This is a genomic window from Nostoc sp. FACHB-190 (assembly GCF_014696905.1).
Taxonomy (GTDB): domain Bacteria; phylum Cyanobacteriota; class Cyanobacteriia; order Cyanobacteriales; family Nostocaceae; genus Nostoc_B.
In genome coordinates, this window is record NZ_JACJQW010000011.1 from 159,072 (window position 1) to 176,199 (window position 17,128).

At 38.3% G+C, this 17,128-nt stretch carries 17 protein-coding genes, 1 tRNA gene and 1 pseudogene; 11 read left to right on the top strand and 8 right to left on the bottom strand.

Translation table 11 applies throughout. The features are described 5' to 3' along the window. Positions 1 to 77: 77 nt before the first annotated feature. The 3 genes and pseudogenes from H6G28_RS14880 to H6G28_RS14890 all read right to left on the bottom strand — a co-directional run bounded on the left by H6G28_RS14880 (position 78) and on the right by H6G28_RS14890 (position 3,321). Positions 78 to 299 (bottom strand): hypothetical protein, encoded by a 222-nt coding sequence (locus H6G28_RS14880; protein ID WP_190594354.1) that lies wholly within the window; start codon positions 297 to 299, stop codon positions 78 to 80. Positions 300 to 636: 337 nt separating this feature from the next. Then, positions 637 to 1,338 carry a response regulator transcription factor gene (locus H6G28_RS14885; RefSeq protein WP_190594353.1) on the bottom strand — a complete coding sequence of 234 codons (702 nt, stop codon included), beginning with the start codon at positions 1,336 to 1,338 and terminating at the stop codon, positions 637 to 639. Between the two features lie 60 nt (positions 1,339 to 1,398). Then, a pseudogene (locus H6G28_RS14890) lies at positions 1,399 to 3,321 on the bottom strand (transglycosylase domain-containing protein). 430 nt (positions 3,322 to 3,751) lie between these two features. On the opposite strand from H6G28_RS14890, the gene H6G28_RS14895 reads away from it, so the two are divergent. The 4 genes from H6G28_RS14895 to H6G28_RS14910 all read left to right on the top strand — a co-directional run bounded on the left by H6G28_RS14895 (position 3,752) and on the right by H6G28_RS14910 (position 6,311). Beyond that, positions 3,752 to 5,146: a sensor histidine kinase gene (locus H6G28_RS14895; RefSeq protein WP_190671665.1), complete on the top strand. Its 1,395-nt coding sequence runs from the start codon at positions 3,752 to 3,754 to the stop codon at positions 5,144 to 5,146. Positions 5,147 to 5,291: 145 nt separating this feature from the next. Then, entirely contained in the window at positions 5,292 to 5,471 is a 180-nt protein-coding gene (locus tag H6G28_RS37790) for a WD40 repeat domain-containing protein (protein WP_397329612.1), read from the top strand. Between the two features lie 168 nt (positions 5,472 to 5,639). After that, positions 5,640 to 5,969: a hypothetical protein gene (locus H6G28_RS14905; protein WP_199332853.1), complete on the top strand. Its 330-nt coding sequence runs from the start codon at positions 5,640 to 5,642 to the stop codon at positions 5,967 to 5,969. 87 nt (positions 5,970 to 6,056) lie between these two features. Continuing rightward, entirely contained in the window at positions 6,057 to 6,311 is a 255-nt protein-coding gene (locus H6G28_RS14910; RefSeq protein WP_190671667.1) for a hypothetical protein, read from the top strand. 109 nt (positions 6,312 to 6,420) lie between these two features. On the opposite strand, the gene H6G28_RS14915 is transcribed toward H6G28_RS14910, so the two are convergent. Further along, positions 6,421 to 6,618: a hypothetical protein gene (locus H6G28_RS14915; protein WP_190671765.1), complete on the bottom strand. Its 198-nt coding sequence runs from the start codon at positions 6,616 to 6,618 to the stop codon at positions 6,421 to 6,423. Between the two features lie 383 nt (positions 6,619 to 7,001). Here H6G28_RS14915 and H6G28_RS14920 point away from each other — a divergent pair, with 383 nt between their 5' ends. Next, positions 7,002 to 8,312 (top strand): Arm DNA-binding domain-containing protein, encoded by a 1,311-nt coding sequence (locus H6G28_RS14920; RefSeq protein WP_190671669.1) that lies wholly within the window; start codon positions 7,002 to 7,004, stop codon positions 8,310 to 8,312. 204 nt (positions 8,313 to 8,516) lie between these two features. On the opposite strand, the gene H6G28_RS14925 is transcribed toward H6G28_RS14920, so the two are convergent. Together H6G28_RS14925 and H6G28_RS14930 are read right to left on the bottom strand one after the other, a co-directional pair. Beyond that, positions 8,517 to 9,743, bottom strand: coding sequence for a site-specific integrase (locus H6G28_RS14925; RefSeq protein WP_190671671.1), 1,227 nt, complete (start codon positions 9,741 to 9,743; stop codon positions 8,517 to 8,519). Positions 9,744 to 9,974: 231 nt separating this feature from the next. Next, positions 9,975 to 10,046 (bottom strand) — tRNA-Cys (locus H6G28_RS14930). Between the two features lie 297 nt (positions 10,047 to 10,343). Here H6G28_RS14930 and H6G28_RS14935 point away from each other — a divergent pair. Next, complete coding sequence (locus H6G28_RS14935; RefSeq protein ID WP_190594579.1) at positions 10,344 to 10,781, top strand: RrF2 family transcriptional regulator; 438 nt, start codon at positions 10,344 to 10,346, stop codon at positions 10,779 to 10,781. A 121-nt stretch (positions 10,782 to 10,902) separates the two neighbouring features. Here the strand turns inward: H6G28_RS14935 and H6G28_RS14940 are convergent, their stop codons facing one another. Then, the gene (locus tag H6G28_RS14940) at positions 10,903 to 11,340 is read right to left on the bottom strand and encodes a hypothetical protein (RefSeq protein ID WP_190594580.1); all 438 of its coding nucleotides are present in this window, start codon (positions 11,338 to 11,340) and stop codon (positions 10,903 to 10,905) included. A gap of 309 nt (positions 11,341 to 11,649) precedes the next feature. On the opposite strand from H6G28_RS14940, the gene H6G28_RS14945 reads away from it, so the two are divergent. The 3 genes from H6G28_RS14945 (at position 11,650) to H6G28_RS14955 (ending at position 14,777) form a co-directional block, all read left to right on the top strand. Continuing rightward, positions 11,650 to 11,991, top strand: a complete 342-nt coding sequence (locus H6G28_RS14945) for a hypothetical protein (RefSeq protein WP_190594581.1) — start codon at positions 11,650 to 11,652, stop codon at positions 11,989 to 11,991. 59 nt (positions 11,992 to 12,050) lie between these two features. Then, positions 12,051 to 14,183: a pentapeptide repeat-containing protein gene (locus H6G28_RS14950; protein WP_190594582.1), complete on the top strand. Its 2,133-nt coding sequence runs from the start codon at positions 12,051 to 12,053 to the stop codon at positions 14,181 to 14,183. A 99-nt stretch (positions 14,184 to 14,282) separates the two neighbouring features. Then, positions 14,283 to 14,777, top strand: coding sequence for a hypothetical protein (locus H6G28_RS14955; protein WP_190671674.1), 495 nt, complete (start codon positions 14,283 to 14,285; stop codon positions 14,775 to 14,777). A 251-nt stretch (positions 14,778 to 15,028) separates the two neighbouring features. Here H6G28_RS14955 and H6G28_RS14960 read toward each other — a convergent pair whose 3' ends face one another. Next, positions 15,029 to 15,967, bottom strand: coding sequence for a putative 2-dehydropantoate 2-reductase (locus H6G28_RS14960; protein ID WP_190671752.1), 939 nt, complete (start codon positions 15,965 to 15,967; stop codon positions 15,029 to 15,031). Between the two features lie 142 nt (positions 15,968 to 16,109). On the opposite strand from H6G28_RS14960, the gene cupS reads away from it, so the two are divergent. Further along, positions 16,110 to 16,511: a CO2 hydration-associated protein CupS gene (cupS, locus tag H6G28_RS14965; RefSeq protein WP_190594586.1), complete on the top strand. Its 402-nt coding sequence runs from the start codon at positions 16,110 to 16,112 to the stop codon at positions 16,509 to 16,511. Between the two features lie 277 nt (positions 16,512 to 16,788). Next, a complete protein-coding gene (locus H6G28_RS14970) occupies positions 16,789 to 17,124 on the top strand; it encodes a hypothetical protein (protein ID WP_190594587.1) in 336 nt (111 codons plus the stop codon). The last annotated feature ends 4 nt before the right edge of the window (positions 17,125 to 17,128 follow it).

Sequence of the window (17,128 nt, forward strand, 5' to 3'; positions counted from 1 at the left end):
ATTTAACTGAATTTTAGAGAGTTGAAAATATTCATGATTAATTGCTTTAATATGTGTTTTTTAGATAATTTGGCTGACTATTTAACTTTAAATAATAAGTGAATCATCCTTCTTGAACAGATAAATGGGTAGTCTCTACTGATTTTTTTATGATTGATTTGATATTCAGGATGAGAATCTATGATTAACTTGATTGATTCTTGAATTGATATGTGATGAGCTTGACCATAAGCTTTTAACTTACGATACTGCTCATAAGTTAAAACAATATTGGAAATATTCACTGAAGGATCAAACATAGTAATTGCCTAAAGTTAACTAAAATTTCCAAAACTGTTTGTCTTTGGAATCTTACTGATTAAAGGTTAAATTAGTGAGAAAAAATCGGTTAAAAATCGGGTAGGTGAGAATCAGCTTCATATTAAAATTCTCTAAACTAAGTAATTAACTTAATTTAGAGAAATAAGGTGTAAAAGGAGTTATTCTGAGTTTGAGGTTAATAGTGGTTAGTGAAAACCACAAGTCACAAATGAGTGGGAAAATCAACTCAAATTATGTACCAGTCCATAAACATGGAAGTATAAAGACTATATGTGGAAGTATCAGGCAGAAATCGGGTAAAAATCGGGTAGTTATTTAAAACTGCTTGAGACGATAACCCAATCCATGAACAGTTTCAATAAACTCATCCGGCGCACCTGCATCTTTAAGTTTGTGCCGTAAACTCTTGATGTGAGACTTAACGGTTTCTTCGCTGGGTGGGTCATCTAGTGACCAGATGCGTTCAATAATTCCGGCTCGACTGAGTACCCGCCGACCGCTAGAAACCATAAGTTCTAACAGCGCAAATTCTTTGGGTGTTAAATATAAGGGCTGATCAGCGTAAGTTACTTCATAGGTGTTAGTATTTAAACGCAAACTGCCCCAACTCAGGTCGGGAAAAGATGCTGTGCTACTATTACGGCGTAATAATGCGCGAACACGAGCCATTAACTCTGGCATTTCAAAAGGCTTGACCATATAATCATCAGCCCCAGCATCCAACCCAGTCACTTTATCAGCCAAGGTGTCGCGTGCTGTTAACATCAGAATAGGTATGGTGCTGTTACGGGAAAAATTCAGCCCGACTGTAGGAGATCGCAACCTTTGACAAAAACTCACACCATCTAACTTGGGTAAAGTAATATCTAGCACTATTAAGTCATATTCCAAAATCTTGATAAAATCCCAAGCTTGCTCTCCATCTGGAGCTACATCTACCACATATTGGCGATCGCTCAAGGCCTCCATCAGCATTTCTGCTAACTGGATATCATCTTCCACTACCAAAATCCGCATTTCCCCAAGATTTGTAAATTAAACAATTTGTCTTCATCCCCATACCTCACCTTAATACCTCTACTTTGATTTAGTCCGAGGAAATTTAGCAGGCGGCTGAAACTTTTCTACAGGTACACCTTGAAGCGCCTTCAGCATAAAATCTCGCCACACAGGAGCCACCATACCTCCGCCAGTCGCGTGGCCAGATAATTGTCGATTATCATCCCTACCTATCCAAATAGCAGTTGTTAACTGCGGTACAGTCCCAATAAACCAAATATCTTTTTCTGAAGAAGTTGTACCCGTTTTCCCAGCAACTGGACGGCCGATATTTGCACCTCTACCAGTTCCCTCTTGAACAACTGTTTGCATCACATCTAAAGTTGCTGCTGAAGCCCAAGGGTCAAGTACTAGCTTTGGTTTAGGTGTATGATCCACCAACACATTGCCACTACTATCAGAAATCCTAGCAATCATTGTCGCAGGTGATTGCCAGCCATAATTCGCCAGGGTGGCATAAGCACTAGCCATCTCTAGTGGGGTGACACCAATTGCACCTAAAGGTAAGGAAGTCACAGGTTCCATCGGACTCATAATTCCCAAAGTCCGGCAAGTGTCAATTACTTTATTCATCCCCACAGCTTTACCAAGCTTGATTGCCGGGATATTACGCGATAAAGCCAAAGCCGTACGAATTGGTATTGCTCCCATAAAGCTATTATCATAGTTGCGGGGATAATACCAACCATTACCATCACGGTAGCTCACCGGAGTATCTAAGATTGTGCTGTTGGGCGTAAATTTCCCATTGGCAAAAGCAGTATAGTAAACAAAAGGTTTAAAAGAAGATCCTGGCTGACGGTGCGCTTGGGTAGCTCGGTTAAATTCGCTAGTTTTGGAATTCACACCACCCACCAATGCCTTGATAAAATGTGTGCGCGGATCAATTGCCACCAAAGCCATTTGATTCTTACGCAAACCTTGGCTTTCCAAAATACGATGCCATTTCTTGACAGTTTTTTCTGCCATCATTTGAAAGCTAGTGTCGATCGTAGTTTGTACCTGCATTCCACCTTTGAGCAGTGTTTCTCGTCCAAATTTTTTAATCAGTTCTTGTGCTACAGCATTGGTAACATAAGGCAAAGCACTGCCTTGAAATGACTTAATTTCACCCAGTTTAATTTTTTGTTTGAGGGCATTATTATACTCTTGCTGGCTAATCCATTTCAGTTCCAACATTCGCCCCAGAACTTCTTTTTGTTTTTGTTTTGCCAAGTTCATATTTACAAACGGGCTAAATTCTTATGGAGCTTGAATTAAACCCGCCATCATTGCTGATTCAGCTAAAGTTAAATTTTGCGCTGATTTTTTAAAGTAAGTACGTGCGGCTGTTTGCACACCGTAGTTATTATGACCCCAGTAAACTTGATTGAGATATAGTTCTAATATTTCGCCTTTACTCAGAACTTGCTCTAAGCGAATTGCTAATACAGCTTCGGCAATTTTTCGAGTTACAGCACGTTTTTGAGATAAGAATAAATTTTTGACTAATTGCATGGTGATTGTAGAACCACCTTCTCGCACGCCACCAGCCGTCAAGTTTGCTAAAGCCGCACGTCCAATCCCAACCGGATCAATACCATGATGTTCGTAGAAATGGCTATCTTCGCTGGCTAAGACCGCACGTTTTAAATTCGGGGAAATTTGATTCAGAGGCACTACTTGTCGATTAGCCTCTCCATGTATACGTGTTAAAAGCTTACCCTTAATATCGTACATATAAGTAGTTTCTGAAGGCGAAAAATTTTGGATTTTTCTCACATCCGGTAAATTCCGAAAACTAATCGCTAAACCGACTAGCCCTCCAGCTAAAATAGAACTTGATAGCATTATCGTTGATAAAATGATGCTACCCGTTACTTGACCAATTTCTTTAAATAATTCAAACTGAGTTAAAGTTTGAGTTTTTGATTGCTGTTCAAGGGTTTTAAATGAAGACACAATAATTGTAGCCTCCTATGTATTAATACAAATTGAATCACTTTCATTTATTTCTTTAATTCCGAAAAATATTAAATAATTTATATTTTATGATTAGTAATTTTATAGATTATTTCAAATTATTAATGAGATATTATATTTGTAATTTTTCAGGACTTACACAGAATCATGAAAAAACTAACTGCAAAGGACGCATAGACGCGATAGCGGCTTCCCACAGGGTAGGACACGAAGTTAAGAAGATTCGAGAGGGTTCTTGTGTAAGTCCTGTTTTTAACATTATGAGGGTTTTAAATAAAAGTATCGGGTAGAAATCGGGTAGAAATCGGGTAGAAATGAAAATAATTTTCATTTCCATCTTTATGCTTAAAATATTTACCAACATCTTATGTAATAAAATATTACTTTTGAACTATTAATTTATGCGTTTATGAAATTGTCGCTAGAAGGAAAATGGATTGCCTCTGGCTTTAGTTTATGCTTATTATTCATGGGTATAGTTAGTCTTATTTCTTACCAAAACGCTACTCAGTTAATTTTAAGTAGTAATAAAGTTAAAGAAACAAATGAGGTAATGAAAAATATTACTGATATATTTGCTACATTAACTGATGCTGAAGCCGGACGCAGGGGTTATATTCTCTATGGAGAACAATTGGAATTGAAACGTTATTATCAGGCAATGGAAAGCCTCGATATAAAAGTTCAGAAGTTGCAGCAAAAACTTGCTGATGATCCTGATCAACAGCAGCAACTAACCAAGCTAAAATTACTCATTAATCAAAGAATTGAACTTTCTAAACAGTCTATTAATCTCAAAGAATTAGGTAAATCGACTTTTGCTGTTCAAGCACATCTGGTAAATCAAAGCAATCAAAATCGTAATCAAATCCGCCAAACACTCACTCACATGCAAACCAGGGAAGAAGAGTTATTGCAAATTTCTGTGAGGCATTCACAAGATAATATTCATAACCGAATGTTAATTGAACTCCTTGGTACTTTTTTGAGTTTTGCGATTTTATTAGGTGTTTATGCTTTATTGTATCAACAATTAGTAAAGCGTCAGGAAGCTGAAGCTATTCAACGGACTTTAGCTCAAGAAAAAGAACTTAGCGAATTAAAGTTACAATTTTTTTCGATGGTATCTCATGAATTTCGGACACCATTGAGTATTATCTTAGGTTCGGCTCAGTTATTAGCTCAAAGTAATCAACAGTGGACAGAAGAGAAAAAACTCAAGAATCTATATAGGATTCAGTCTTCAGCTAGGTCAATGAACCAATTACTTACCGATATTCTCACTTTAACTAGGGCAGAGGCTGGTAAATTAGAGTTTCATCCAGAACTCATGGATCTAGAAGCATTTTGTATTAATTTAATCGAAGATATTCAATTTGCTAATCGACAAAATTATACGATTAAATTTATTAGCCAAGGTAACTGTACCCATGCAAAATTAGATGAGAAATTACTCTACTCTATCTTGAGTAACTTGCTTTCCAATGCTATGAAATATTCATCTCCAGAAGAAAGTATTTTTTTGACTCTTAGTTGTGAACCACATACTATCTTTTTTCAAGTCAAAGATAATGGTATTGGTATTCCTTCAGAATTTCAACAGCATTTATTTCTTCCTTTTCATCGTGCGAATAATGTAGGCAAGGTTGTTGGTAGTGGTTTAGGATTAGCTGTAGTTAAAAAGTGTTTAGAAATACATAATGGAGAAATTTATCTAGATAGTAAGGTAGGAGAAGGAACGAGTTTTACAGTCAAGTTACCCCAACAGGAAGCAGGAATTCTCAAGGGTAAATTAAGTAGTTAATGACGTATCAAATTCAGGTTTTATCAAACAGAATATATGGGCTAATTTGCCAGAATTTAGAATTGCTCCTGAATTCTTATTCAATAATCTGAATTATTCTGACTTTTGACTCCTGAATTTTTATAATAGCAATGCGATCGTTAGTATAGAATTTAGCCCCGATAGTAAAACCATTGCTTCTGCTACTCGTGATAACAGCATCAAATTCTGGGATGTCACTACAGGTAAACTTATCTCCACCTTCAACGGTCATAGTTCATGGGTTTATAGCGTAGCATTTTGCCATATACAGGTAGATAACTGCGATCGCCCCGAAAACTCTTAGCATCCCAGCCACATTCAGTTTAGTTAATTATTCTCGTTATACATTAGGTATTAGCCTCTGCCTAAAACAGGTATCAAACATAGTTCTAAGACAATTGAATCTGCGATCGCTTATTTCCGGTATGATAAACTTATATGTTGTCACCTGTGCATTCTTAAAGTAATCGATATGATTGCAGCCAAAACGCCCACTAGACGACACTGGGAAGTGTTTGAGGTTTACAAAGCTAGGGTTGCTATCAAGATGGAGCCTGAAGAGTTCCTAAAACACTGGGCAGTCAACTACGAAGAACTTGCCGAATTGTGTGGTCGTTCTAAAAGCACGGTAGCGCATTGGTTTTCCCAAGGTGAGCATCGTCGGGAACCTTCAGAATCTGACAAACGGCGATTAGCAGAAATTCATGCTCTGTGGATTCAATTTGAAAATGAACCTGCCCACCTGCGAGAGATATGGGCAAGAAAACGACGGCGCAAACAAGACAAGAAATGTAATGATTAGTTGTCATCAGTGCATTATTTAGTTGTCATGGTGACAACACGAGCTTTATTGTGTGTCATAGCTATTTCCACCTCACATAGGTGAATTATGATTACCCAAAGCTTTTTATCCAGCATCGAAGAAACGAATGCAGAAACCAACAGTTCAAGCGAAGTTCAGATTGTGCAAGGTAAAGAACCACTAAAACATATTTTAATTGGTTCTTCTAAAGCTGTAACCAGCACAATATATCATTTCCAAGTTATTGGCTATGCAGATGTTGGTGATTGGAGTCCTTTACTACCCAGCCCTAATCCTGGTGAAGTCATGAGCATTTTAAACAGACCGATTGTGGTGCAGTAACCATAACTCATTACTGGGGCTGTAGTAATACAGCCCTATTTCTTGAAACAAAGATTACTCACAGCGTCTTGCTTAGAAACTCATTTTAGAACGCAACCAGTATTGATTTTCAGGATTCTTCAGAGCAAATACCTTCTTTAACAGCAGCTTCTGTAATTACCCTTCGTAACCAAGCGGACTTGTCCGGCATTGCCTTAATAGCTAGATCCACTTTTGGGGAAACCTTCACGCACAGAGGTGTCTTAGCCAGTGCCTCATTTCCCATTGGCTCAAGGTGTTTAAGATTGTCTAATTTGTTATTTTTCATCGGCAAACAATTGATTCGCTACAAATTGAATACACAGTTTTATTAAACTCATTTTGCCCAAAAAGCCTATTAATCGAACTTTTCACACGTATACCAGTAAAAATCACCTAAAATTTTCCATAGCCTGCTACAAATTGAATACAAAAATAAAAAATCTAACACATGAAATAGCCAAAAATCTTGTCAAACAAGCATTTTTACTATACTTACCCGATTATCAGATGGACTCTACTGAGTGTTATAATTTAAAATTAAGCAGCTAACTCATCAGTTAAATTTACGGGTATACCGTAAAAATTTTGAGTAAATATACTTATTATTTGTAGAAATTTTTAATTGATTAGTTGCTTGTAGCTACAATTTGAATACAAAGGCTAAAACCATTGAAAAAACGTACTTCTTGGCGAAATAAATCTGATTCATCAACTGTAGGTAAAGCTCGAATTGAATCAAACGGTGGACATCTGCGTATTGTCCTACCTAAATATCTGTATTCAGGTGAGCGCAAGTATCTGAGCTTGGGATTAGCTGATACTCCCACCAATTGGACTAGAGCCGAAGCAAAACTATTAGAAGTTCAACGGGATATTGATTACAACGAATTTGATACTAGTCTCAAAAAATACCTACCTGGTTCAAAAAATAAAGTAAATACTGCGAATACTCAGGATGAGGAACAAGTTGAACAACTTACTCTCAAACAAATGTTGGCAGATTTTGAAACTAGATATTTTTGGACACGTAAAAAAACCAAACAATCTCAGCGCACATTTAATCATCATCAAGAAGTAGTCACTAGAGCTTTCAATTTTAAAAATAATTTCAACTTTTGCTTAACCAAGAAATATATTGACAAAGCAATAGAATTAACTGATGCTGGCACTCATTTAAGAAAAGATACAGTATCTTCTTTAAGAGTCTTCCTCAAGTGTTTCAAGTTTAACTATGAATTTGAATCCGGTATAGCTAAGGGCTACCAACCACAAGAGAGGAACTTACCAACAGATGCAGAAATTATAATAGGATGGCAAAAAATCCAAGTTGAAAATTCTACTTGCAGTCATAAAGGTAATGGAGAGTCTTGGGGTTGGATCATGGCAGTGATTGCTACTTACGGTTTAAGACCTCATGAAGTATTAGCAATAGATTATGAGAAGTCTTTTCACCGAGCTACTGATTACCGTTTATACATTAATGAAGAGATTACGGGGGGAACCAAGACTGGTTCCAGAGTTGTATACCCACTTCCCTATAAGTGGGTAGAGCATTTTGACATCGTTAAACCCAAAACAAAATATATAGATGAATCTAGAGAGCTTTTTCAGACAAAAATCCGAACATTTGCTGATCGATTTGGCGAGAGATTAAAAACTAAAGGAATAAACTTTCGAGCTTATGACTTGCGGCACCGCTATGCCATTCGGGGACGTGAATTAGGATTAGATAGCCATGAATTAGCAAAATGGATGGGTCATACTTTAGATGAACATACCCAAACTTATCAAAAGTATTGGACTGACAATTCACACTCTATTATTTATAAAGCAGGGCTGCGACGTATTGAGGAGTTAGAAAGAACCAAAAATGGAGGGCTTTCTATTAGCGAATTAGAAATGGAATTAAAGAAGGCTGAGATTCTTATTGCTCAGTTGGAAGCTGAGTTGTGTCTTAGAAAAAAGCTGGCAGCAAAATAACAATCTTTGATTTAGATACGCATCTCTATGTAAAAAATTAATTTTTTATATTACTAATATTTTTAGCTCTATCGCTACCGTTATGAACTTTAATGGTAAATACCAAATAATTATAAGCTGTGTTCCTGACAAAAATCTGGTTTTGAAAGTTCTGAAAAAAACATGAGTAGGTGTTTCAGTCTAAGGGAAGCGATAGAATTAAGCTTATATCTCTGGTACTTGTAGGTTACGTTTATTACCTGCGTAATGCTTGTAAATAATTTCTGGAGAGTTGCCCACCCACCTTCCTACGTCTTTCGCATCAATATCAGCTTCTAGGCAAAGAGTAATAAAAGTGTGTCTGCATTGGTAAGGTTTGCGATATTCGCTTACTACACCCTGTTTTACAAGTTGAGTTACGATTCCATCTATGTGGGTACCACGATGATTTTTGTAACCTTTCCAAGCATGATTGAGAAAATCTCCAAAGTCTACTATGCCACCTTTTTTGCTTCTAAAGATAAAGTCATCTAGGTTGCAATTTTCTGGTCTGATGGAGTCTAAAATTTCACGTTGCTGACTATTAATCGGAAAACGTCTTTGATTTTGAGTCTTTAATCCATTTTTGAGGGCTAACCCTTTAGTACTGATTGTGATTGCTTGCTCAAATGTGATGTATCTCTCACTGATATGCTTCCATTGAAGGGCGATCGCTTCTGATGGTCTGCAACCAGTAAAAAACAAAAATTTTACTAAAGGAGCGTAGTAACTGTAGAGTTTACTTTCCTCAAAAGCTTTAATTATAATGTCGCGTTCTTCTCTAGTGAAGGGATTGATTTCATATTCAACCGATTCTGATTTCGGTGTCTGAATATCTTTTGCCATATTTTGGAAGGGATTAGATTCAATCAGTTGGCTCTTAAGCGCCCAATCACAACAAGCATTAATATTTGTCAGAGTACGTTTAGCTGCATTAGCACTAAGATTTTGTACCAAATAGTCTCGAATTGTGATCGCATCATCCAAATTTTTAGTTGGTAAACTAGCGATGTGATTGCGGTACTTTCGATAATCAACAGCGTAAGTCGAAGGGCTAACTTGTGGTTTTTTAAACTCAGTGTATTTTTCCCATAATTCTCCCAAGTCAAATTGAGGGGTAACTGAGGTGATTGGGGTAACAGTAGTTAATGATGCTGCTGGTTTGTACTTAACCAAACTGGCATCAAACTCACCATAATCAATATCCCTCTGGATTTTTGCCGCTAAAGTCGATGCCTGATGTCTTCCTAAAGGCGTATCATATTGTCCCGTCGAAAGGTAGAAACGCTTGGTTTTTAGCTCTCCCGTCGGCGTAATAATAGGGTGGGAAAAAACTAATTGGAGACTGCCGTTAGAGTTCTTTATCTGCACTGAACGTCTAGGGGCAATACTTTGAGATTTTTGAGATTCCATAAGCTAATTGACTGGGGTAAACACCTTTATCCTTTTACTTTACCCCAGCTTTACCCCAGAAATCTTGATTGGGGTAAAAACCTTTGCCTTACATTTTTACCCCAGTTTTACCCCAGTTGTTTCCCCAAACTACCCAAAATAACCCCAAAAATTGTTGAAGGCTTTGAAAATCAAACCTTTAACCCTAAACAAAAAAGGGCTTGAAAGCCCTGTAATGTTGATATTCTTGAAAGGCGACACCCGGATTTGAACCGGGGGATAAAGGTTTTGCAGACCTCTGCCTTACCACTTGGCTATGTCGCCGCATCCACGATTAACTATTATAGCAGTATTTTATCAAAATTGAAAGGGTTCCCAGCAGCAATCAGCCAAAAATAAGAAGATTGGACGTTTTGCGGATTTGTCGCTGACAATTATCAATTATTTATTTTTATTGAAATGAAAAATAAAAACAATTGCTCTTATTGATAAAGCTGATTTACAGTGAGATTAAGCCTTTAAATATCAAAGTTGTGTGATCAGTTTTGCTCAGGATGAACTGAGTCAAGTAAAGTCAACAACTTGAAAAGCTTGAGGTGTGAATTTAAAAATCTTACGCCTGTGGAAATCTCTAACAAATCGGAATATGCTCTTTTAGCTCTGTTGGAGTTGGCATCTTGCTACTCCAGTGGTGAGTCTTTGCAAATTCGACAGATGGCAGAGTTACAAAATATACCAATTCGTTATCTAGAACAATTACTGGCAACTTTGAGGCGTGGAGGAATCATTAAGAGTATTCGCGGCGCGAAAGGTGGATATGTTTTGGCACGCGACCCACGTAAAATTACTATATTAGATTGTATTACTTGTATTGAAGGATTGGATGCGATCGCTCCAGCATCCAGTCAAAATGCTCAAAACACAGAAACTCAGGTAATTCAGGAAGTTTGGCAAGAAGCTTGTCAAGCTGCCAATGCTGTTTTACAACAAAATACGCTACAAGATTTGTGCGAACGGCGAAATATCCACAAGCAGAAAGACCTGATGTACTATATCTAGATTTAGGAAAGTAGTCGATAAAAACTGGGTGTAGGGGTGTTTGGTGTAAGGGTTTTAGATACATACACCCCTACACCTTTGCCAAAACCCTTAATTGCTCGTTTTTGTGCGTAAGTCCTAGTTATCTAGGCTTTTTTTGTTGCGAAATTGAAAGAGTGTAGTTATGCTGCTCTGGAGATAATTGCCCTACATACAGTAAGTACTTGCCAGCTTGCCAGTAACCGGATAACTCTGGCTTGCTTTGGGAGTAGTTATCTGCTAACACACAAAAGCGTCCGCTAGGGCCGTCAATGAGTAATGTTGGCTGTCCAGGACTGTCAACAGTTAAGCGCATATAAGGCATTGACTCTGTGACTTGAATAATTTGACTAGGGACAGTAGAAATATTTCCGCAGTTACTTTGGACAGTTCCTCCAGACTTACCTGTTAACACTAGGGGGTCTGATTTGAGTTTGGCGGGAATTGGAATTGATGGTGCTTCTGCCAAGTTAGGCTGGATAATTCCCATACTCAGTACAACAGCGACGGGAACAATTTGCCATAGCCTCAGAGTTTTCATATTCTTTTATGCTCCCGACTATTTGTAGAGCGATTATTGATATAAATAGTCTGAATTAAGAGACGATAGCAATCCCTCAGTGTTCCTAAAACGAAGTATAAAATTTTATTGCTAATCTTGTATGTCTATATGGCTAAATATAAAAAAGAGATGAAGTCATTCGTTCATAGCGTCAAAAATTCTTATTTTTAGGCATTATCACCCTTGATAAAATCAAACATTCGTTAAAATCACAAACACAACCGGAAAAATTTCGGATATGATTGCTCACCTGTTGAACAAGTGTTTTAGCAGAGGTAGACAAGATTTATGAACCCTCAACCGGAAGAAGATTGGCAACAACGCCTACAAAAGCTAGAAGCAGAAATTAATGCTGAGAGTGTAGAAGCGAAAAAAACAGCAGCCAGACAGCAGTCTCGGTCTTATTTTCTCAACTTTAAACAGTATTTTACTCGTTCGCAACTTTGGTTTCAAAGTTTATCTGGGACGGGAAAGTTAGTAGTTATGGGTGTTACGGTGCTAATGGGTTTAGCGGTGTTGCAAGCAGTACTAAAACTTGTGACCTCTGCAATTAGTCTGGCGGTGTTGGCAGGGTTAGTGTATCTTGGATACAAATTTTTTGTCGCTGATAGCTTTTCCAATAAGCCATAGCACTCTATATTAATCACGCCAGTTATGGCGCAACTATTAAATTTAAAGGGAATTATTCAATGGCGACACCAATTGTGAGGAGAAATGATAGTCAACCTAGTCATTCAAATGCACCAACACAAACCAATTCATTACCGTTAGTAACTCGACGTTTGGCGGCTTGGACAGCAGAAATTAGCCTAGTGGTTGTGAGTGGGTTAATTCCGTTTGGATTGGGAGCTTATGCCAATTCCAGGAGTGACCTCAACCGTGTACCACTCAACCCTGTATTAGTTGTCACAGAAAGAGCGATCGCCAGGCCTTTGGCTTTACCTGTTAGTTACGGTATTCCCAATGTCGCCTGGCCGACTAATTATTTATGGATGTTGGCTTTAATTGCACCTGTCACTTTATCTTGGTGGCAATTGTACTTACTTGCAAAAACTGGGAGTACTTTACCAAAACGCTGGTTTGGTGTGCGGGTGGTGAATGACCAAGGTAAAGCCCCAGGTTTAGGCGCAGCGATCGCTAGGGAAGGTATTGGTCGCTTGTCTGTACCAGTTTCGATTGCTTACATCCTCTGGCGCTATAGTTTTGCCTTTCCGAATTTGGGACTGTTTACTTTTTTGGCAGTATTGATGGTGTTAGGCGAAAGTGTAGCTTTATCCTCTCGCCAAGGTCGTCGCGCCTTACATGATTGGTTAGCAGGTACAGAAACCATTGATGCTAAACGTCAAAATGGGCGGAGTGCATTGGTGAAAACTGGTGAACCAGAAGCCCCAAATGCAACGGAAGTCAGTCTCGCACCCGTGTCAGCCACAGATGCCAAATTGCCAACATTGTGGCGGCGGATGCAGCAAAACTCCAACCTCGCTTTGTTTGCAGTCACCCTAGCAAGTATGAGTGCGGTACTCGCGGCTTTAATTGGGACACAAGTTTATATTCAAAAACAGCAAACTCAGCGAGAAACTTCACAAATTAACAGTCAGAAGTTTTTGGAATTTGTTAAACAATTAAGTCCCAACTCTGGCGCTAGTTTAGAAGAACGCCAAAGTGCAATTCTGGCGATGGGTGGTCTAAATGATTCCCAGTCGATTCAATTTTTGGCTGATTTGTTGGTGAATGAAACTAACCCAGTGCTGTTGAATTCCATTCAGCAAGCTTTAACAAATGTGGGTATTCCCGCTATCCCAGAGTTGAAAAATAAAAACCAGTTTCTGGCTAACGAACTGCAATCAGCTGCACCCCAAGAACGCGAATCATGGCAAAAGCGGCTACAAATCAACCAGCAAACCATCAATAAGATTTTGAATGTATATAGTGGCAAAATCAATGGTCTTGACTTGACTCGCACTACGTTAAGCCAAACCAGTACAAATGGCAGTCCTTTGTTTAATTTGGTGTTAGAAAACATTGATTTGTCAGGACTGAAATTAAAAGCGGCTGATCTCAACCAAGCGAGTTTTAAAGGTAGCCGTTTTCGGAGTATGGGTGAAGATGGTCGCTGGGATACTTATGATGATGCGATCGCCGATTTAACGCAAGTCCAAATGAAACAAGCCAATCTCACCGATGCTAACCTCAGCCGGGTGTTATTGACTGGTAGTGATTTAAGTCGGGCAACTCTCAACCGCGCTAATTTAGAAAGTGCGCGTTTAATTGGGGCAAATCTCAGCAGCGCCCAACTGGTGGGGGCTGACTTGCGGAATGCAGTTTTAGAAAATACCAGCTTGACTGGAGCAGATTTAGGTGATGCTAAATTAAACGAAGCTAATCTTTATGCGGCTCGCTTGGGTAGAGTAATTGCGATCGGGACACAATTATCATTTGCCAACTTAACCAAAACTGATTGGCAAGGTGCAGATTTATCTGGCGCTTATTTAGATCATGCCAATCTCAGCAATGCTAACCTGAGTACTAGCCGGATGACTGGCGCAGTTTTACGTTCCGCCCAATTAGAAAATGCTAACTTACGCAACGCTGATTTGAGTTTTGTCGATTTACGCGGTGCAAATGTCGCAGGCGCAGATTTTAAAGACACAATTATTGCACCAAGCAAACAAGACCCCGCAGATCAATTTGTGGAAACACCTGATACTGGTACAGTATCGGCTGTAGTTAAAGGTGTTGATTTTTCTCAAGCGAAAAACCTAGATGCCAAGCAATTAGCTTACATTTGTACCCAAGGTGGCATTCATCCCCGTTGCCCGTAAAATTTAAATGGGGAGTCAGGAAAATACTTAATCCTACCTCCTCACTAAATCACAAATGATACATGAAAACATTCAAATTATGGTGTGAGGAGTCGGGTGATGAAGTATCTACCTAATTTAAGTTCATTGATAGCGGCTAGTGCAGTTTTCAGCTTGCTGATTGATTATCAACCAGCCCAGGCTCAAGTTGCTTATGGTAGCTATGTGGGTGTCGGCCCCACTGTTGGGTTAACTGATGGTATTCAAATCGGCGGAGTTGTGGCTTTTCGTTACAAACTTTTAGAAGCGCCAGTTTCTTTTCGCGCTCAAGCATTAATTGGTCAGAACACGGCTGTTGTCCCTACTGTATCTTATGACTTGCCTCTCAACTGGCAAACAGATGCTTATTTAGGCGCAGGCTTAGTGTTAACTGGTGGTGATAGTCCTTCTCCGGTAGGAAATAAAATTAGTTTTGCTTTACAGCCAGGAATTGATTACGTTGTTCCCAATAGCAATACGGTAATTTTTGGCAATGCGATTATTGCCTTTGATGCTTATCGTGATGGCGGTGGTACGGCGTTGGCTGTGCAAGGTGGGGTGGGTTTGAGATTTTAAGAGCTAGTTGAATACAGGTGATCGGATTTTATTTCTGAACTATACATATAGCAATCCTAAATCGTTCGTGAAATTCTCTTTCTTTTCCTCTTTCTCTTTCTTTGTGTCCTTTGCGCCCTTTGCGGTTCGTTAAAAAGAATACTTTTTCACAACTCAGATAGGATTGCTATAGGCGGGCATTTTCTGTAAAACTTGCAATTCAGCAAGAACATAGTAGTAAATGCCCACTCTACAGATACGTTGCTCTAAAATTAGCGTTTATTCCTGTTATCTAAAAATTTTAACTGATTGTACAAGCAGTTAATTTGTGGTAAAAACACACCTGCGGCTTGGGCTTTACGTAGGGAATTTCCAATAATTGCTTCTACTTCTAAAGGACGTTGTTCATCATAGTCAATTTTCATGCTGGTGCGGTAAGGCTTCATCTTGACTGTGTAATCTAGCATTTTTTGAATGAAGCTATCAGCAATTATCCGTCCGGTACTTTTTGCACCTGCGGCTACTTCATACATTAATTGCTCAACTAATTGACGAGTGTAGGGATCTGCCATTAATTCATCAGTTCTGGCATTCAAAACCACAGATAAACCATTGTAGGGAATATTCCAGACTAATTTTTGCCAACGCGCTAAGAGTAAATCTTTTGTTAATTCTATTGCTATACCAGCATTTTGAAAGTCGTTGGCAATTTGCTGCATTATATTAGTAATTCCCGCAGATTCATAGTTATGGCTGTATTCACCCAAAACTATTTGTCCATAATCTACATGCCGAATATGTCCTTGTCCGACCTTATTGGAACATAAAAAACATAAGCCACCAATAATGTTGACATTACTCACAATCTGAGAAATTTCTAGTTCTATGTCTAATCCATTTTGTAATACTAATACCACACCATTATTTTTAATTACAGGTGGTAATAATTTTGGTAATAAATAATTTTGGGTTGTTTTGAGGGCAACTATCACTACATCACATGGTGGCATCTTGTCCGCATCGTTATAGGCGTTAACTTGGGGTAAGGTAAAGTCGCCATCTTTCGATTCGATGATTAAACCATGTTGATTGACGTGTTCGTAGTCACTTTTGAGTAAAAAATGAACATCTAAACCCGCTTTTTGTAGTTTTGCACCGTAAAACCCGCCTAATGCACCTGTTCCGATGATGGCATACTTGCGATCGCCCATTGCTGCTCCCAAGATAATTAATAACTATTAATTAGATAGACTTTTGCCTATGATATTGTAATTTTATAACTGTAACTTTCGTCAAAAAAATTAAATCGCTTTAATATAATTTAAAATTTTTATCAGTGAATAGGTAAAAAATATGGCTGATATTGTTGATATTGCGGTTAGTAATGACGCTTTTAAAACCTTGGTAACTGCTGTACAAGCGGCTGGTTTAGTCGAAACATTAAAAAGTCCAGGGCCATTTACAGTCTTTGCACCTACAGATGATGCTTTTGCCAAGTTACCACCAGGAACAATCCAAACTCTGGTGCAGAATATTCCCCAGTTGACCAGAATTCTAAAATATCACGTTGTGGCTGGTAAGTTGTCTCAGGCTGAGTTAGCAAAACTAGGTACAGTTACTTCTGTAGAAGGCTCAATCATTAAAATAGATTGTTCTGAGGGATTTGAAATCAAAAACGCTACTGTCTTAGCGGCAGATATCGATGCTGACAATGGCATAATTCATGTCATTGATACAGTAATTTTGCCTGGTTAATAAACTTTAGGTGGGTTATCCCCACCTCAATTATTGCGATTTTTTAATATTAATAAACTCATTTTACTAGTAGCTTAACAGATCCCCGACTTCTTTGAGAAGTCGGGGATCTAAGCACGAGAAACTTCTTAAGAATTAATTAGATTTTCTATAGTTTAATTTATGTTACATTTGCGGAGTATTTACTTTATGTTGATGCTAGTGTTTAGTTGAATATAGATAAAAATATGTTTAGTTTGTTTATTTAAAATGTTAATACTAAAGTGCATAACTATACATGCTTGATTTTCATACCTTAGCCGAATTTTCTCGTACCAATTGTATTGGTATTTGTGCCTTTCTTGTACCAGCTAACTTAATTGCTACATTATTAACCATTATCTTGACGGTTTTACGTAGACCAACATCTCAATTGCAGCCAGTTGTAGGAATTGCCATTATTTTTGCTCTAGTCATGGTACTTCATGTATATAGCTGGTTTGTGGTTGGTGTTGTGATGGCTCCTACTTATATATTGTTATCTCTAGCAATTACTTGTTTGGTAGTTAATTTTGCGGCGCTGATTTTCCACAAACGCTTTGTTCATTATCCTGGTTTTTCCAAAACCTATTAACTTT